The sequence below is a fragment of the Proteus sp. PR00208 genome (genome assembly GCF_016238545.1).
Taxonomy (GTDB): Bacteria; Pseudomonadota; Gammaproteobacteria; order Enterobacterales; family Enterobacteriaceae; genus Proteus.
In genome coordinates this window covers 79848-97074 of record NZ_JAEHQE010000011.1, presented here as the reverse complement: position 1 = coordinate 97074, position 17227 = coordinate 79848, and the positions used below count along the sequence as shown (strand labels likewise).

The 17227-nt window shown below is 40.7% G+C and carries 15 protein-coding genes; 5 read left to right on the top strand and 10 right to left on the bottom strand.

Annotated features, from left to right (window positions below):
- Positions 1 to 26: 26 nt before the first annotated feature.
- From JEP36_RS09610 to dolP, 3 genes are read left to right on the top strand one after another with little or no spacing between them, the layout of a single operon-like run.
- Positions 27 to 404 (top strand): YraN family protein, encoded by a 378-nt coding sequence (locus tag JEP36_RS09610; RefSeq protein ID WP_198619290.1) that lies wholly within the window; start codon positions 27 to 29, stop codon positions 402 to 404.
- A 22-nt stretch (positions 405 to 426) separates the two neighbouring features.
- Positions 427 to 1017 (top strand): DnaA initiator-associating protein DiaA, encoded by a 591-nt coding sequence (gene diaA / locus JEP36_RS09605; protein ID WP_004245257.1) that lies wholly within the window; start codon positions 427 to 429, stop codon positions 1015 to 1017.
- A gap of 9 nt (positions 1018 to 1026) precedes the next feature.
- Positions 1027 to 1605 carry a division/outer membrane stress-associated lipid-binding lipoprotein gene (gene dolP, locus JEP36_RS09600; protein ID WP_023582845.1) on the top strand — a complete coding sequence of 193 codons (579 nt, stop codon included), beginning with the start codon at positions 1027 to 1029 and terminating at the stop codon, positions 1603 to 1605.
- Positions 1606 to 1718: 113 nt separating this feature from the next.
- On the opposite strand, the gene ureG is transcribed toward dolP, so the two are convergent.
- Genes ureG through JEP36_RS09565 form a run of 7 tightly spaced genes read right to left on the bottom strand, consistent with a single transcriptional unit; the run spans position 1719 to position 6758 of the window.
- Positions 1719 to 2336, bottom strand: coding sequence for an urease accessory protein UreG (ureG, locus tag JEP36_RS09595; RefSeq protein ID WP_006535303.1), 618 nt, complete (start codon positions 2334 to 2336; stop codon positions 1719 to 1721).
- A gap of 9 nt (positions 2337 to 2345) precedes the next feature.
- Complete coding sequence (locus JEP36_RS09590; RefSeq protein ID WP_198619289.1) at positions 2346 to 3011, bottom strand: urease accessory protein UreF; 666 nt, start codon at positions 3009 to 3011, stop codon at positions 2346 to 2348.
- A 24-nt stretch (positions 3012 to 3035) separates the two neighbouring features.
- Positions 3036 to 3536 (bottom strand): urease accessory protein UreE, encoded by a 501-nt coding sequence (gene ureE / locus JEP36_RS09585; protein ID WP_196573643.1) that lies wholly within the window; start codon positions 3534 to 3536, stop codon positions 3036 to 3038.
- Between the two features lie 26 nt (positions 3537 to 3562).
- Positions 3563 to 5266: an urease subunit alpha gene (gene ureC, locus JEP36_RS09580; protein WP_198630131.1), complete on the bottom strand. Its 1704-nt coding sequence runs from the start codon at positions 5264 to 5266 to the stop codon at positions 3563 to 3565.
- Complete coding sequence (locus JEP36_RS09575) at positions 5263 to 5589, bottom strand: urease subunit beta (protein WP_069368686.1); 327 nt, start codon at positions 5587 to 5589, stop codon at positions 5263 to 5265. The genes ureC and JEP36_RS09575 overlap by 4 nt, the downstream gene beginning before the upstream one ends.
- A gap of 8 nt (positions 5590 to 5597) precedes the next feature.
- Entirely contained in the window at positions 5598 to 5900 is a 303-nt protein-coding gene (locus JEP36_RS09570; RefSeq protein WP_198619288.1) for an urease subunit gamma, read from the bottom strand.
- A gap of 21 nt (positions 5901 to 5921) precedes the next feature.
- Entirely contained in the window at positions 5922 to 6758 is an 837-nt protein-coding gene (locus tag JEP36_RS09565; RefSeq protein WP_198619287.1) for an urease accessory protein UreD, read from the bottom strand.
- A 494-nt stretch (positions 6759 to 7252) separates the two neighbouring features.
- Here JEP36_RS09565 and JEP36_RS09560 point away from each other — a divergent pair, with 494 nt between their 5' ends.
- Positions 7253 to 8143 (top strand): AraC family transcriptional regulator, encoded by an 891-nt coding sequence (locus JEP36_RS09560; protein ID WP_196532370.1) that lies wholly within the window; start codon positions 7253 to 7255, stop codon positions 8141 to 8143.
- 5 nt (positions 8144 to 8148) lie between these two features.
- Here JEP36_RS09560 and mtgA read toward each other — a convergent pair whose 3' ends face one another.
- The 3 genes from mtgA to arcB form a co-directional block, all read right to left on the bottom strand.
- A complete protein-coding gene (mtgA, locus tag JEP36_RS09555; RefSeq protein WP_196532371.1) occupies positions 8149 to 8847 on the bottom strand; it encodes a monofunctional biosynthetic peptidoglycan transglycosylase in 699 nt (232 codons plus the stop codon).
- A gap of 20 nt (positions 8848 to 8867) precedes the next feature.
- A complete protein-coding gene (gene elbB, locus JEP36_RS09550; RefSeq protein WP_198625954.1) occupies positions 8868 to 9518 on the bottom strand; it encodes an isoprenoid biosynthesis glyoxalase ElbB in 651 nt (216 codons plus the stop codon).
- A gap of 236 nt (positions 9519 to 9754) precedes the next feature.
- A complete protein-coding gene (gene arcB, locus JEP36_RS09545; RefSeq protein WP_198630130.1) occupies positions 9755 to 12091 on the bottom strand; it encodes an aerobic respiration two-component sensor histidine kinase ArcB in 2337 nt (778 codons plus the stop codon).
- A 674-nt stretch (positions 12092 to 12765) separates the two neighbouring features.
- Between arcB and gltB the strand changes: the two genes are divergently transcribed.
- Entirely contained in the window at positions 12766 to 17226 is a 4461-nt protein-coding gene (gene gltB / locus JEP36_RS09540; protein ID WP_198630129.1) for a glutamate synthase large subunit, read from the top strand.
- The last annotated feature ends 1 nt before the right edge of the window (position 17227 follow it).

Genomic DNA, 17227 nt, shown 5'->3' with positions numbered 1-17227 from the left:
GAGTGAGATAAAGAAGGAAATCATGGATGATTTTTTCTAAAAACCCTTATTTTTTAGGGCTGTATTATGAGCAAAAAGCGCTAAAATATTTACGCCAACAAGGATTAATATTGATTGAGCGTAATGTCCGATATCCCTGCGGAGAAATTGATCTTATTATGCAGGAAAAGAGGACATGGGTATTTGTTGAGGTTCGTTTTAGACGTAACATCTTATTTGGTGATGCAATAAGCTCTATTACTGCCTCAAAACGACGTCGCTTGTGGCGTACAGCACAGTGTTGGTTAGCACAACGCCAAGAAAGTATCGAGACATCAGACTGTCGCTTTGATATTTGTGCATTTAATCAACGCCAGCTAATATGGTTAAAAAACATTCTCGATTATACGGAATTTATTCGTTAAATTAGATTATATAGGTCTTAACGTGCTTGATAGAATCAAAGTCTGCTTTACAGAGAGTATTCAAACTCAAATTGCAGCAGCAGAAGCATTACCAGATGCCATTTCCAGAGCCGCCATGATGATGGTTCAATCTTTGTTAAACGGCCATAAAATATTAAGCTGTGGAAACGGTAGCTCAGCAGCAACAGCACAGCGATTTGCCGCAAGCATGATCCATCGTTTTGAAACTGAGCGCCCAAGCTTGCCTGCATTATCGTTAAACACAGATAGCGTTGTGATGACTGCAATTATGGGGAATCAGCAGCACGATGAAATCTATGCAAAACAAGTGCGTGCATTAGGACAAGCTGGAGATGTGCTACTTGCTATCTCAACGCACGGTAACAGCAGAAGTATTATTAAAGCCGTTGAAGCCGCTGTTACACGAGATATGACCATTGTTGCATTAACAGGTTATGATGGCGGAGAGCTTGCTGGGTTATTAGGCCCTCAAGACGTTGAAATTCGTATTCCATCTCAACGCACCGTCAGAATACAGGAAGTTCAGATGCTAACAGTCAATTGTCTCTGTGATTTGATTGATAATACATTATTCCCACATCAGGATGACTAAGGAGTTACTATGAAATTGCTTCCTATCACTGCAGTGCTGTGTTCTGCACTTTTACTGCAAGGTTGTATCGGCGCAGCTGTTGTCGGCACAGCAGCAGTTGCGGGTAAAACTGCAACCGATCCTCGCTCATTAGGGCAACAAGTTGACGATGGTACCTTGGAAGCTCGTGTTTCTGGTGCTCTAAACAAAAACGAACAGATCAAGAAAAGTAATTCACGTATTGTGGCGACTGCTTACCAAGGCAATATTCTGTTAACAGGTCAAAGCCCTGATATGTCTGTTGCGAATACGGCAAAACAAGTCGCAAGTCAGGTTGAAGGGGTGAATAACGTCTACAACGAAGTGCGCCAAGGTGAGCCTGTGACATTAGGCACTGCATCTTCAGATACATGGTTAACAACCAAAGTTCGCTCTCAAATTTTAGGCAGTGATTCAGTAAAATCCTCTTCTGTAAAAGTGATCACTGAAAATGGTGAAGTGTTCTTGTTTGGTATTTTAACCCGCCAAGAAGGGGCCGCTGTTGCAAAAATTGCCAGTGAAACCAAAGGGGTAGTAAAAGTCACTACCGCATTTACTTACCTTAACTGATCCCATTGCTAATATCGTTTTTAGATTATCCTGATAGTATCGGTCTTTATAATAAAATGACCGATACTATCAGTTTCTTTCTCGACTAAAACTCGCCTTTACTCAACAAGCAGTTAGCGTCTTAACATCCCTTTATCAATGATAAAATCGATAATCGTTTCCAAGCCAACTTTTTCTTTTAGATTTGTGAAAACATAAGGCTTCACAGGGCGCATTCTTGCTGTGTCTGCTTCCATCACTTCTAATGATGCTCCAACATAAGGTGCTAGATCGATCTTGTTGATCACGAGTAGATCGGAATGAGTAATACCAGGACCACCTTTACGAGGGATCTTTTCACCTTCGGCAACATCAATTACGTAAATAGTTAAATCAGCAAGCTCAGGGCTAAATGTCGCACTTAAGTTATCACCACCGCTTTCCACAAAAACGATATCAAGATTTTTGTGGCGCATAGCTAATTCTTCAACCGCCGCAAGGTTCATTGATGCGTCTTCACGAATAGCAGTATGAGGGCAACCGCCCGTTTCGACACCAATAATACGATCCGCATCTAATGCTTCAGCACGTGTTAAGATCTTGGCATCTTCTTGAGTATAAATATCGTTAGTCACAACCGCGATTTCATAAGTGTCGCGCATTGCTTTACAAAGAACTTCTAACAGTGCGGTTTTTCCTGATCCAACAGGGCCACCCACACCAATACGTAGTGGTTGATTATATTCTTGCATATAGATTTCTCATGAACGAAAAAGTCGAGTGTATTGTGTTTCATGGCGACTACTGGCAATAATTTGTGCGGGTGTAAAACTCCCAATATCTTCCGTTGCCCAATGTGCGGATTGCTCAACAATTGCAGGGATCTGCTCTGCTAATGTAAACAATATTTTCTGCCCCGCACTTTGCCCTAATGGGATCAGTTTTACGCCTGACATCACTGTATTTTCAAGCCAACCCCAAGCGTAAGCACAACATAACTTTTCAGAGGAGATATTCCATTTCACAGCAGCTAACGCAAACGCCATGAGTTGTGTCTGTTTTACACATGCTTGTAAAGTTTCATCTAACTCAATATCTAATTGAGGAAGTAAACGAGCAAAAGCGATACCTCGTTGGCGCTCTTCTTGTCTTAACTCTTTAGTTTCACGACTTGCGACAATAAAATCACACCAATATTTCACTTCACTCATTTTGGCTTGTGCCAAATTTTCTTGTAATCGCCGTAAGATAGGGAGCTCTAACGTTGCTATAGTGCTGGTCATTTGGGTACTTAACCAATCCGATAATGTTTGCGGACAACAAACCCAACCCTTTTCAATCGCCCACTCTAATCCTTGGGAATAAGTAAACGATCCCACAGGTAAAGAAGGACTGACTAATTGATATAAGCGCAGATCTGCAAGCATCAATAGGCTCCCTTATTCAAATAATTAGTGATGATGATGGTGATCGTCATGAGAGTGATGGTGATGATGACCACCTGACGATCCACCATAAGCGCCTGGCTCAGGTTGGTATTTCTCTAAACCCACCACTACATTGGCGCCTAAACCTCTCGCCATATCATCTAAAACATGATCATGAAAATAGCGACACCAACCCGCTTCGATTTGTAATGGAACATGACGATTACCTAAGTGGTAACAAACACGAGCCAATAACAGCGGATCGTCACTATACACGGTTGAAACTTGCTCTTTAGCTGCTTCAATCGTTACCAGCGTATTATCTTCTGACAGTAAGATATCGCCCTCTTTTAGCACCGTACCACGGGGCAAAAATAGCCCAGCTTCTTGCCCATCACTTAAGGTTACTTTTAAACGACTTTTGGTTCTTTCATCCATCGTTAAGCACAAAGTAAGAGCCTGTTTTTCCGAAGTTGCTATTTCAAGCGCTTTTTGTTTATCAATAAGTTGAGTAAATCTTTTCATTCTCTACATTCTCGGTAAAACGCGGATCAAAAGAGGAAATAGCGTTGTGCCATAGGTAATTGCGTTGCAGGTTCGCACACTAATGGCACACCATCAGCTTTCACAATATAGGTTTGAGGATCAAGCTCGATATGAGGCACATAACTATTGTGGATCATCGAAGCTTTAGTCACATTACGACAACCTTTAACACGACCAATTAAGCTCTTTAAGCCCAGCTTTTCAGGTACACCTGCGTCGATCCCCGCTTTCGACATAAAGATCATCGACGTTTGATATTTCGCTTTACCTAAACACGCATACATTGGACGATAATGCACAGGCTGAGGCGTTGGAATAGCCGCGTTAATATCACCCATTGGCGCATAAGCCACCATGCCACCTTTCATGATCAATGCGGGTTTCACACCAAAGAAAGCCGGATCCCATAAAACCAGATCAGCCAATTTTCCTTTTTCAATAGAACCAACTTCATGTGCAATACCATGCGCTAAAGCAGGATTAATAGTGTATTTCGCCACATAGCGTTTAATGCGATGGTTATCACTTTCAGGTGTGTCACCTTCTAATATGCCACGTTGTAATTTCATTTTGTGTGCACATTGCCAAGTACGAAGGATCACTTCACCTACGCGCCCCATTGCCTGCGAGTCCGACGACATAACAGAAATAGCGCCCATATCATGCAAAATATCTTCTGCAGCGATAGTTTCACGGCGAATACGAGATTCAGCAAAAGCCACATCTTCAGGAATAGAAGGATCAAGGTGATGGCAAACCATCAACATATCAAGATGCTCATCTACCGTGTTAATGGTATAAGGCATTGTAGGATTGGTTGAAGCGGGGAGAATATTCGGCTCTCCGACTGATTTAATTACATCGGGGGCGTGCCCTCCACCCGCGCCTTCGGTGTGGAAAACGTGGATCACACGACCAGCAATTGCTTTCACAGTTTCTTCATAGAAACCGCCTTCATTTAAGGTGTCAGAGTGAATAGCAACTTGCACATCCATTTCATCGGCAACATTAAGGCAGTTATGAATTGCCATTGGTGTTGCGCCCCAATCTTCATGAATTTTTAAACCAATAGCACCCGCTTCAATTTGCTCACGAACGGCTTCAGGTTGACTCACACAGCCTTTACCAAATAAACCAACATTAATCGGGAGTTCATCAACAGCCTCTAACATGCGGTACATGTTCCAAATACCCGGAGTGACTGTGGTTGCATTTGTTCCAGCCACTGGTCCTGTACCACCACCAATAAACGTGGTGACACCAGACACCAAACCTTCTTGTGCTTGTTGAGGGCAGATAAAGTGAATATGCGTATCAACGCCACCTGCGGTAACAATTTTACCTTCACCAGCAACCACTTCAGTAGCAGGCCCTACAACAATGTCCACATTAGGCTGTACATCAGGATTACCAGCTTTACCGATACCCACAATGCGACCATCTTTAATACCGATATCCGCTTTTACGATACCCCAATGATCTAAAATAATGGCGTTTGTAATAAGTACATCGACACATTCAGCATTGATGACTTGGCTCTGCCCCATACCATCACGAATAACTTTACCACCACCAAACTTGACTTCTTCGCCATAAGTGGTGAAGTCTTTTTCAATTTCAAGAAAAAGCTCAGTATCGGCTAATCGCAGACGGTCGCCAGTTGTTGGGCCAAACATATCTGCATAAGCTTGACGTGAGATAGTTTTCATTTTTTCTCACTCTCCAATTTACCCATCACTTTGCCATGAAAACCGTAAATTTCACGTTTTCCTGCAAAAGCCACCAATTCGACTGTGCGGCTTTGACCGGGTTCAAAACGAACCGCCATGCCCGCTGGAATATTTAAACGAAAACCCAAAGTGCCTTCTCGTTCAAATTTCAGTGCGTCATTCACTTCATAAAAATGATAATGAGAACCAACTTGCACGGGTCTATCACCATGATTGGCAACCTGTATTGTTTTTGTCTCTCGACCGGCATTAAGCTCGATATCCCCTAATGCCTGATTAACTCTAATTTCACCGGGTATCATGTTGTTACCTACACAATAGGATCGTGAATAGAAACAAGCTTTGTGCCATCAGGGAATGTGCATTCTACTTGAATGTCTTTGATCATTTCTGGCACCCCTTCCATGACTTGTTCTGCCGTCAAAACAGTACGTCCATCACTCATCAATTGGGCAACAGTTTTACCTTCGCGCGCGCCTTCCATAATGGCGCAACTGATAAGTGCAACCGCTTCAGGATAATTAAGCTTGAGCCCTTTCGCTAAACGTCTTTCAGCAACAAGACCCGCTGTAAAAAGCAGTAATTTATCTTTTTCTCTTGGTGTTAATTCCATTTCTGCTCCTAAAATTAACGATTATGTCGCCCATATACGAGGCGGCTCAGGGCAATACCCTAACCAGTGTTGTCTGACGGTTTGCCAAACTTGAGCAAAACACGCCATCATCGGCTCTGTTTGCGAGCCTAATAACCGTAAAACTAAAATACCGTCTACATCCGTTAAACCATATTCGATAACAGGATCGTAAGTGGCTGAAGAAATCTCAACGCTCTGTTGAATAAGGTTTTTTAATTCGTCTGTTGCGGGATAAATATAAAGTGACCCCAACATAGGAAATTCACGCATGGCAGCCGATCTTTTTTGTAAACCATCGACAAAAAGCGACTCAGTTAATGTCAACTTTTCATCAATATAGAAATTTAAACGCCCTTTTACATTGCCATTTTCAAACCATTCATTTAAAACAGGGCGACCAAAACATTGGATTTCCCAGCCAATAAATCTGGCTGTAGATGCAATATGAATATGCGTTTCTAGGCAAACTTGAGCTTCAGGAAAAAAGATATTTTCTTGAGGTAACCACTCTAAAAAGCCATTAGCTGCCACTTTTAAGGTTTGAACTTGCCGAGCAACACCGCCTGCACTACGGTAAAACTTAGTGGCTCCAGGTGTTGTAAGCAACGCGTGCGCTTGAGGCTGCACATCAATATTGATCAATAGGTTATCGCCACCAACCACACCGCCTGGGGGATGAAGCAAATAAGTGTGTGCAATACCTTGCTCAGGATAAAAAGGACGCTGAACCATTAATGGGCCGATATGGCGCTTTTCTGTAAGACGTGTTATTTCACGTTTTACTTCATAACGTAAAACGATTTCAGCAAGCCAACCCTTCCCTGAAAAGTCAGACATACTCACTCCTGCCAACTCGGCAAAATTATCAATAAATCAGGAAAATACGTGAATACATACAGCGCTATCCATAAGATTGAGTCATTCAAAATCAAATAGAAAATAAGCTAATGAATGTTGGATAGGGTGTGGATACAAGACAAACAGTGATATCCTAAGAACAGGATAATCTCCTTCGTCTTTGACGCGCGATTCTACACCTTATTACGAAAAATGCGTTTTGAATAAATAACAATTTATTTAGAAAAAATGACACTGTTTAAAATAAATGTAAAAAATGAGCAAATATCTATATTGTCATGTTTTATCAGCAAGATTATATTCTGTTTTGCTCTCATTCAGCTTTGCATGACAACACTAATTTAAACTAGAATAATCTCTCTATTTATTATTCTAGACGTGGCTTATCAGTTTATACAGCAAATGAGCTAATTTTGAGTATTGTTCATTTAAGCAAGATTAATGCTTAACTTGCCTACGGTATATCGGAGATCATGGAATACAAACACATCCTGTCCTCTAACCAAATGTCTTTAAAAACGTTTTACATCGAAAACCCGATGATAGCGATGGTTAGTGGCGCAAAAGGTACAATTTGCATCAATGGGCAAACTATTGATGTATCAAGCCATTTAACCCTTATTATTCCGAAATACAGTCAAATTTCTTGCGATATTGTCAGCCAATTTACGCATAAATCTATTGAACTACACACTCTGGTGTTATGTGAAACAGAGCTTCAATCGGTTTTCTCTTTACTAAAACCTTTAATTAAATCTAGCTCGCCACTCACAAGCCACCTTCCTTCTTACCATTTATCAACTCCTGAAGTGATAAAAAGTAATTTTGGAATTTTAAAACAGTGTTTACCGCTACCACATGGCTCTCCATCACAAGAAACCATGTTTATGCAGCAGTGCTTATTCTTTATTTTAATGGCGGTACATCAGGCAGGTGTGGATATTCTAAATATCTTTCGTTTTAACTATGATGAGCCGAAAAATCAGGCCATTACACACCTGATAACACAAGATCCACAGCGAAAATGGCATTTAGAAGATGTCGCAAAAACATTGTTTACGACGCCATCGACATTACGTCGGCATTTAAATAAAGAAGGGGTTTCATTCTGCCAATTGCTATTAGATGTCAGAATGGGGATCGCTTTAAACTACCTCACATTCTCTAATTACTCGGTATTTCAAATCAGCCATCGTTGTGGATTTGGAAGTAATGCTTATTTTTGTGATGCCTTTAAACGTAAATATGGCATGACACCGTCACAGTTTCGCATTCAATCTCGTCAAGCTAATGATCCATCGACGATAAACAAAATGTCAGAAAAAATTGCAGAGCCAGAAAGTAAAGTGTTTCCGACCTTATAAAGGTGTTACAAATTATTTTTCTTTAAAAAGGCTATTCCACCCATTAGTCGCATCTGATTTAAGATCCACTGTTGCCGTTTTAAGGTATAAGCAGAAGGTTTATTTACGTGATAAATATGCGGGTTAGGCAATACCGCAGCCAATAATGCAGCTTCATGGCTTGTAAGTTGTTTCGCTGGCTTTCTAAAATAGTGTTGAGAAGCCTGCTCTACACCGAAGATCCCATCACCAAATTCAACAATATTCAGATACACCGTTAAAATACGTTTTTTTGACCAAATAAGCTCGACAACTGGCGTCATTCCCGTCTCAAGCCCTTTTCTTATCCAACTACGACCATCCCATAAAAAGAGATTTTTGACCGTTTGCTGAGAAATAGTCGATGCACCACGTAATGTTTTCCCGTTGTTATGATTTTTTTTGAAAACTTTCTCAATAGCATCAAAATCGAAGCCCCAATGTTTGGGAAAATTTTGATCTTCAGAAGCAATAACGGCTAAATACATCACAGAAGCTATCTCTTTTTCACTTACCCAAGTAGAATGTGATACATAAGAGAAATCAAACTCACTCCAAGCAGAAATTTGTCTTTGAACCATAACAGCAGAAAAAGGCACAGGTAAAAAAGAAAACAGCACAACTGTTAACAGCCATAAAGCAATTAAAATAATTAATAGTTTCTTTAACTTTCTCACCAGTACCATCTGCTGTTTTTACCTACTATTTATGCCATCTCAAGGACTTTCTTAACTAGTTTCTCAATACCTACCTGTGCTTGTGCAATAGATTGTGCAAGCATATACGCAGGAGTTGTGACAACACGATATTTTTCATCAACAACAATATCATCAACCGGGCAATCTATATGGATGCCACCCATCTTTTCAATTGCACGAGCTGTTTCTGCGTCATTTCCAATTGTTAATTTTACTGGAGAATTTAACATTTTTGGTAACATTACAGGCGCAATACATATTAACCCTAATGGCTTATTTTGCTGATGCATCTCTTGTACAAATCTTAAGAGATCTTTGTTAATTTCACAGTCACTCCCTTTTGTTGCGAAATTGCATAAATTCTTCGCTGCACCAAAGCCACCAGGAATAATGACAGCATCAAAGTTTTCAGCCTTTGCCTCTGATAAAGGGGAGATTTTTCCACGAGAAATACGAGAAGATTCTTCCATCATATTCCTTTTTTCTGATTTTTCCTCACCTGTAATATGATTAATTACAGTTGGTTGCAAATCATTAGGTGAAAAATAATGAACTTCAGCATTATTTTGGCTTAAAGCAAGCATTGTGAGCACTGATTCATGGATTTCACTCCCATCGAATACACCACAGCCACTTAAAATTACCGCAATTGATTTCATATCTTTCTCCGTTTGTAGTAGATTACTAGTTACCCATTTATAGGTGTAAACACCAATCGGCATCACATATTTAAATGTTTCTTGTAACAAAAAAACTTATCTTTGCTATTTTGTTGCTTGTATGATGTATGGAATAGTTTCATCCTATTCGCCTATGTAATGAGAATCAAAAAAAGCGGATAGAAAAGTTTCCCTGGTGTTGGCGCAGTATTCGCGCACCCCAACTTCGGTTGGGGTTATTTTTTTCTAGCGTCTGCCAACCAGTTTCTTAAACTTTCCACATCCTTTCTCCAATCCTTCCCTAGCTCATCGACCCACTCTTGTACATTGTCCCACCAAGCAGGTAATTCCGGTGATTGGATCTGTTTAGCGAGTTGCTGTAAATGTTTTAAACCTATAGAACCTGCTGCACCTTTGATTTTATGTCCTTCCTCAGTGATGCCCTTCTGATCACGCGCTGTTAGGTTAGATTCAAGAACTGACATATAACTTGGCATCATCTTTTCAAAAACATCTAAACCATCAGTGATTAATTGAGGTCCGACAAGTTCGATGTATTGATTCAGCATGTCTATATCTAATAATTCTTCATTTTTATTCAACAATTCCGATGACTCATTACATGGCACAGAAACCGCACCATCACCCCAGAATTTGTTGATAATCGCGGTAAGTGCATCCACAGAAAGTGGTTTACTTAGCACATCATTCATTCCCGCATCCAAATACTCTTTTTTGTCTTTCAAAACATTTGCTGTTAAAGCGATAAGAGGAGGAAGTTCATTACTGTCGAATTCTTGACGTAATTTTCTTGAAATATCGAAGCCAGTCATATCAGGTAATTGAATATCTAGTAGCACTAAGTCATATTCATCAGGCTTAAACATCGATAACGCTTCTTGTCCTGTCATTGCCACATCAACGGTATTACCCAATTTTTCTAAAACAGAGCAGGCAACAATCACGTTAAGTTCTATATCTTCAACAAGCAGAATATTTAAAGCAGGTAATAAGAGTTCATCATCACTTTCGATATCGTGGTGCTCTTCAATCGCAGGAGCGACGATAGAGAGGGTAAAGGTAGAACCCTCACCTAACTCACTCTCAACACGAATATCGCCGCCCATATGCTGTGCTAGGCGTTTTGAGACAGCAAGTCCGATACCCGTTCCCGTTGCAGAACGACCACCTTGACTATCATTGACTTGATAGTACATAGCAAAGATCTTCTCAAGCTCACTTTTTGGAATACCAATTCCGCTATCCTTCACTTCAAATAACAACTTATCTGGCGCTTCTTGCCAAATACGCACTTTGATTTCACCTTCTTGAGTAAACTTCACAGCATTACCAATGAGATTCCATAAGATCTGACGTAATCGAGTCCCATCAGAGGTTATCTTATGCGGTAGCGTTTCTTCAGCTTCGAGTGTGAATTTCAATCCTTTTGGCTGTACTAACAATCCAGACAGGTTTTCTAAATCAGAAATAAATTCAGTAAAGTCAATTGGCTGGTTATCTAACTGAATTTTTCTACGCTCAATTTTGTCCATCTCAATCACGTCATTAAAAATATTCCCTAACGTAATCGCACTCACATGGATCGTTTTTAAGTAATTGAGTTGTTCTGGTGAAAGCTCGGTATCCAATAAGATACGGCTTAATCCAACAATACCATTTAGCGGTGTACGCAATTCATGGCTGATTGTTGAGATAAAGGTGGTTTTATCACGGCTCGCGTTCTCTAATGCGTCTTGATAGCGCTTACGCTCTGTAATGTCACGTCCAAAGCCCATTAAGCCATGACGTTTACCAATACGATCATAAAACGGCACTTTGCGCAGTTCAAAACAAGCCTTGCGGCCATCAGGATAAACTAACCACTGCTCATAAGTGAGCGACACATTATGACGGAAGACTTTTTCATCCGTTTCCATCACTTTTATCGCAATATCTTCGTCATACACATCAAGTGGTGTTAAACCGATAAGTTGCTTTTCACTTTTACCTGTCAGTAATTCCGTCGCACGGTTACATCCTGAAAATTCATTATCTTCATTGCGGTAATAAACTAAGTCAGGAGAGGCATCTAAGAATGAGCGTAAAAGTGAGGATTGCTGTTCAAGATCGATTTGCGTCAATTCACGACGCTTCATTTCACTTTTTAGTTTTTCTAGTAGTTCAAGGTGTGCTTTTTCAACTTTTTCACGCTCTTGAATTTCCAAGTTTAATTGCTCAATATTCTCTTTCAATTGAGAGTTAAGCTCTAAGTCGCGCTGGCGCATTACACCTAGTTTATCCACCATACGAGATAAACGGCGTCGTGATTCTTCAAGTTGTTCAACCACAACAGAGAGAAAATAGACAGCCCAAGGCGTAATAATCAGCCCAAAGAAAATAGAGCGAACAAGGTCAATACTGGTAACATCACCTGCAAGCAAGAATGTCACCGCCATTTGAACAACCATCGCTAAAACAACTAATGCAGAAGCTAACAACAATGAGAAGCGAATTAGCCCCAGCCTCATCATTAAGTCAACGTAGTATTGGGCAAGCCCTTTGAGCAATTTCATTGAAAACTCCAATATATTGAATCTATGGAATGATAACCCAAAAATGAATTGGCGCAGTGGCGAACATTCAGAAATCTTGCTAAGAGTGGTTATTTCTCATTACTTTGTTTGATTTAACCCTCTATTTTCTCTCAACGAATCTATTCAGACATATGCATTCATAAAAATAATACAAAAACTAAGCAACATAGACGATAGCAATATCAACGATAAATAGACCTTATTAGAAAAAATTCAATTTGTCTTTTTTTATACAAAATGTATAAAAACAATAAAACTCCAAAATCAATATATTCAGTAGAATAACTCACTACCCGTTTTTATCATTAAAGGATGAGATAAAGCTAAACCGCTCAAATAAAGTGATATAGCTCACATTAAAAAATCGCTCTCATACTATTTTAAAATAGAATAATTTAGTTATTAATCAATGCATTAAAATAAAAATATCCTTATCTATTTTATCTCAGTCAAATATCCCTACACATTGACCTGATTTTTATTTATCGATAAGTTGAAAAGGCATTGCATAGCAATATAAAAAACACTCCAAGCTAGGCAAACACAACATCACCCGACTGAGCACCCATAAATTTACCTACATACTTTGAGCCAAAACGTTCCTTTTGTGCTCTGTTTTGAGGTGCTCAGTAAACAAAGTAGGAAGCAAAAAAATGCTCTATCAAAAGACACAGGAAAAAGACAATTGTGGGTTTGGGTTGATCGCGCATATTGAAGGGCAAGCCAGCCATAAGATTGTCAGAAATGCCATACATGGTCTTGCCAGAATGCAACATCGTGGTGCTATTCTTTCTGATGGTAAAACCGGCGATGGATGCGGATTACTCTTACAAAAACCAGAGCGTTTCTTCCAATTAGTTGCACAAGAAAAAGGCTGGCATTTAGCAAAAAATTACGCCGTAGGGATGCTATTTTTAAGCCAAGATCCCAATATTGCTAAACAATGCCGTCTCATCGTTGAAGAAGAGCTACAACGTGAAACACTTTCTATTGTCGGCTGGCGTGAAGTGCCTATTAACACTGATATTTTAGGGAGTATTGCCCTTTCTTCTCTTCCTTTAATCGAACAAGTTTTTGTTAATGCCCCCGCAGGATGGCGGATAAGTGATATTGAGAGACGACTCTTTGTTGCCCGCAGACGTATTGAAAAGCGCATTACTGACAATGATTTTTATATTTGTAGTCTTTCTAATTTAGTGACCATCTATAAAGGTCTCTGCATGGCCATTGATTTACCGCGCTTTTTTACCGATCTTGCCGATCTACGCATGGAATCTTCAATTTGTTTATTCCACCAGCGTTTTTCAACTAACACCACACCAAGATGGCCTCTTGCGCAACCTTTTCGCTATCTTGCTCATAATGGTGAAATAAATACCATTACAGGCAATCGTCAATGGGCAAGAGCGCGTGCCTATAAATTCCATACGCCACTTATTCCTGATCTACAAAGTGCAGCACCTTTTGTCAATGAGAATGGCTCAGATTCAAGTTCACTCGACAATATGCTAGAACTTTTTCTCAATGGCGGTATGGATATTGTTCGTGCAATGCGATTGTTAGTGCCGCCTGCATGGCAAAACAATCCACAAATGGATGAAGATCTTCGTGCCTTTTTTGATTTTAACTCAATGCATATGGAGCCTTGGGATGGCCCCGCAGGCATTGTATTATCAGATGGTCGTTACGCTGCGTGTACGCTAGATAGAAACGGTTTGCGCCCTGCTCGTTACGTTATTACCACAGATAACATCATCACTTGTGCTTCTGAAATTGGTATTTGGGATTATCAGCCTGATGAAGTGCGAGAAAAAGGACGTGTAGGTCCTGGCGAGCTGATGGTCATTGATACTCATCAGGGGCGTATTTTGCACTCTGCCGAAACCGATGAAGATTTAAAAAGACGCCATCCTTATAAACTGTGGTTAGAGCGCAATGTCAAACGTTTAACGCCCTTTGAAGAGTTACCAGAACAACAAGCTACAGGACAACGTGCCTTTGATGACACTTTATTAGCCACTTATCAAAAACAATTTGCATATAGCCAAGAAGAACTTGAAAGCATTTTGCATGTGCTTGCAGAAAACGGACAAGAAGCCACAGGATCAATGGGCGATGACACGCCATTTGCTGTACTTTCTCAACGCCCTCGGCTTATTTATGACTATTTCAGACAAAAATTTGCGCAAGTAACAAATCCTCCCATAGATTCATTAAGAGAAGCACATGTTATGTCTTTAGCGACCTGCATTGGGCGCGAGATGAATGTGTTTTGCGAAGCGGAAGGTCAAGCTCATCGACTGAGTTTTAAATCGCCTATTTTGCTTTATAGCGATTTCCAACAGCTTATTAATCAAGAAAGTCCTTATTACCAATCTGTTCATCTTGATATCACATATCAACCAACAGAATGCAACTTAGAAACAGCGTTACGCCAATTATGCGCAAAAGCACAACAGGAAGTTCACCGTGGTGCGGTATTATTGGTTTTATCAGATAGAAATATCACTAAAGAGCGATTGCCTATTCCTGCTCCTATGGCAGTTGGCTCGGTACAAAAAGCATTGGTAGATAATAACTTACGCTGTGATGCCAATATTATTGTCGAAACCGCTAGTGCCCGTGATCCTCACCATTTCGCCGTATTACTCGGATTTGGTGCTACCGCTATTTACCCTTACCTTGCTTATGAATCTTTAGCCCAACGTGTTGATAAAAAAATCCTGCAAGCAAGCTATGCCCAAGTAATGCTTAATTACCGCAACGGCATAAATAAAGGATTGTATAAGATCATGTCCAAAATGGGCATTTCAACCGTAGCTTCCTACCGTTGCTCTCAACTTTTTGAAGCGGTGGGATTAAATGATAGCGTTGTCGAGCTCTGCTTTGCGGGCGTTGATAATCGGATTAATGGCGCTGACTTTAGTGATTTTGAACACGACTTATTTAATCTATCTAAACGAGCTTGGTTAACCCGTTACCCTTTAGATGCGGGGGGATTATTGAAATATGCGCATAAAGGGGAATATCACGCCTACAATCCTGATGTCGTTCAAGCACTGCAACAAGCGGTAAATAGCGGGGAATATGCCGACTATCAGCATTATGCTAGTCTGGTACAACAACGCCCAATAACCACATTGCGCGATATGCTAGTCCTCAATAACAAGGCAACGCCTATCTCGATTGAAGAAGTCGAACCTGAAACAGAATTATTTAAACGCTTTGATACCGCCGCAATGTCAATTGGGGCACTAAGCAAAGAAGCTCATGAGGCCCTTGCGCAAGCGATGAATACGTTGGGCGGCTTTTCAAATTCAGGCGAAGGCGGTGAAGATCCGGCTCGTTACGGTACTAATAAAGTCTCACGCATTAAACAAATTGCCTCGGGTCGTTTTGGCGTGACGCCTTCTTATCTAATGAGTGCAGATGTTTTGCAAATCAAAGTCGCACAAGGAGCAAAACCCGGTGAAGGAGGACAACTTCCCGGCGATAAAGTCACCCCTTATATTGCGCAATTACGCTACGCTGTTCCTGGTGTTACTTTAATATCACCGCCACCTCATCACGATATCTATTCTATTGAAGATTTAGCACAGCTTATTTTCGACTTAAAACAGATCAATCCTACTGCACTGATTTCTGTAAAACTCGTATCAGAGCCTGGTGTGGGCACCATTGCTACGGGTGTTGCCAAAGCCTATGCGGATTTGATAACCATTGCAGGTTATGACGGAGGTACAGGTGCAAGTCCTTTAACTTCTGTAAAATATGCAGGTAGTCCGTGGGAATTAGGTTTAGTGGAAACCCAACAAGCGCTAGTGGCAAACAATCTTCGTCATAAAATTCGTTTACAAGTCGATGGCGGATTAAAAACAGGACTCGATATTATTAAAGCGGCGATTTTAGGCGCAGAGAGTTTTGGTTTTGGTACAGGTCCTATGGTCGCGTTAGGCTGTAAATACTTGCGTATTTGTCATTTAAATAATTGCGCAATGGGTGTTGCAACTCAAGATGAAACGCTACGTCGTAACCATTATCACGGATTACCTGAACGTGTTATTAACTACTTCCGCTTTATTGCACAAGAAACCCGTGAGTTAATGGCATTGCTCGGAGTACAAAAAATTACCGACTTAATCGGTCGTACTGATCTGCTTTCTTGTTTAGAAGGTGTGACAAGCAAACAACAAAAACTCTCATTAGGCGGATTACTAGAAACAGTGACATCCCCCATAGGTAAATCCCTTTATTGTCAGGAAAATAATGAAACTTATGATAAAGGTGAATTAAACCAGCGTATTGTTACTCAAACGATTGAAGCCGTTGAACAGCAAAAAAGCCAAACACACTATTTTGATATTCGTAATACAGACCGCTCTGTGGGTGCAACGTTATCTGGCATTATTGCTAAGAAATATGGCGAGAATGGGTTATCTGCAACACCTATAAAACTCAATTTTACGGGCACCGCAGGTCAAAGCTTTGGTGTCTGGAATGCACAAGGCGTTGAATTAACCTTAGTCGGTGATGCAAATGATTATGTTGGCAAAGGTATGGCGGGCGGTCGTATTGTAATTTCGCCTCCAGTTGGTTCTGCTTTTAAAAATCATCATGCAACCATTATGGGTAATACGTGCCTTTATGGCGCAACAGGCGGGAAACTGTATGCTTCAGGCTTGGCAGGTGAACGTTTCGCCGTCAGAAACTCCGGCGCGATTGCTGTTGTTGAAGGCGTTGGTGATAACGGCTGTGAATATATGACGGGCGGTATTGTCTGCGTTCTCGGTAAAACAGGGATTAACTTTGGTGCAGGAATGACGGGGGGATTTGCCTATCTATTAGATGAAGACCTCACATTATCGCAACGGATCAACACTTCGTCGATTGAGTTGCTTCCTGTTGCATCCTTTGCCATTCTCGCTGAACATCTACGTGGCATGATTGCAGAACATGTCAGACTAACAGGCTCACAGCAAGGAGAAAGATTACTTTCACAGTGGGAATATTGGTCACAACACTTCAAGTTGGTTAAGCCAAAGTCCAGTGATGTCAATGCGTTGCTTGGTCATCCTCGTCGTTCATCTGCTGAATTACGCGTTCAGGCACAATAGG

What these genes read in the sequence shown, in the direction of transcription:
- JEP36_RS09610 (WP_198619290.1), top strand. Translation starts at nt 27, where the DNA reads ATGATTTTTTCTAAAAACCCTTATTTTTTAGGGCTGTATTATGAGCAA.
- dolP (WP_023582845.1), top strand. Translation starts at nt 1,027, where the DNA reads ATGAAATTGCTTCCTATCACTGCAGTGCTGTGTTCTGCACTTTTACTG.
- ureG (WP_006535303.1), bottom strand. Translation starts at nt 2,336, where the DNA reads ATGCAAGAATATAATCAACCACTACGTATTGGTGTGGGTGGCCCTGTT.
- JEP36_RS09590 (WP_198619289.1), bottom strand. Translation starts at nt 3,011, where the DNA reads ATGCTTGCAGATCTGCGCTTATATCAATTAGTCAGTCCTTCTTTACCT.
- ureE (WP_196573643.1), bottom strand. Translation starts at nt 3,536, where the DNA reads ATGAAAAGATTTACTCAACTTATTGATAAACAAAAAGCGCTTGAAATA.
- ureC (WP_198630131.1), bottom strand. Translation starts at nt 5,266, where the DNA reads ATGAAAACTATCTCACGTCAAGCTTATGCAGATATGTTTGGCCCAACA.
- JEP36_RS09575 (WP_069368686.1), bottom strand. Translation starts at nt 5,589, where the DNA reads ATGATACCCGGTGAAATTAGAGTTAATCAGGCATTAGGGGATATCGAG.
- JEP36_RS09570 (WP_198619288.1), bottom strand. Translation starts at nt 5,900, where the DNA reads ATGGAATTAACACCAAGAGAAAAAGATAAATTACTGCTTTTTACAGCG.
- JEP36_RS09565 (WP_198619287.1), bottom strand. Translation starts at nt 6,758, where the DNA reads ATGTCTGACTTTTCAGGGAAGGGTTGGCTTGCTGAAATCGTTTTACGT.
- JEP36_RS09560 (WP_196532370.1), top strand. Translation starts at nt 7,253, where the DNA reads ATGGAATACAAACACATCCTGTCCTCTAACCAAATGTCTTTAAAAACG.
- mtgA (WP_196532371.1), bottom strand. Translation starts at nt 8,847, where the DNA reads ATGGTACTGGTGAGAAAGTTAAAGAAACTATTAATTATTTTAATTGCT.
- elbB (WP_198625954.1), bottom strand. Translation starts at nt 9,518, where the DNA reads ATGAAATCAATTGCGGTAATTTTAAGTGGCTGTGGTGTATTCGATGGG.
- arcB (WP_198630130.1), bottom strand. Translation starts at nt 12,091, where the DNA reads ATGAAATTGCTCAAAGGGCTTGCCCAATACTACGTTGACTTAATGATG.
- gltB (WP_198630129.1), top strand. Translation starts at nt 12,766, where the DNA reads ATGCTCTATCAAAAGACACAGGAAAAAGACAATTGTGGGTTTGGGTTG.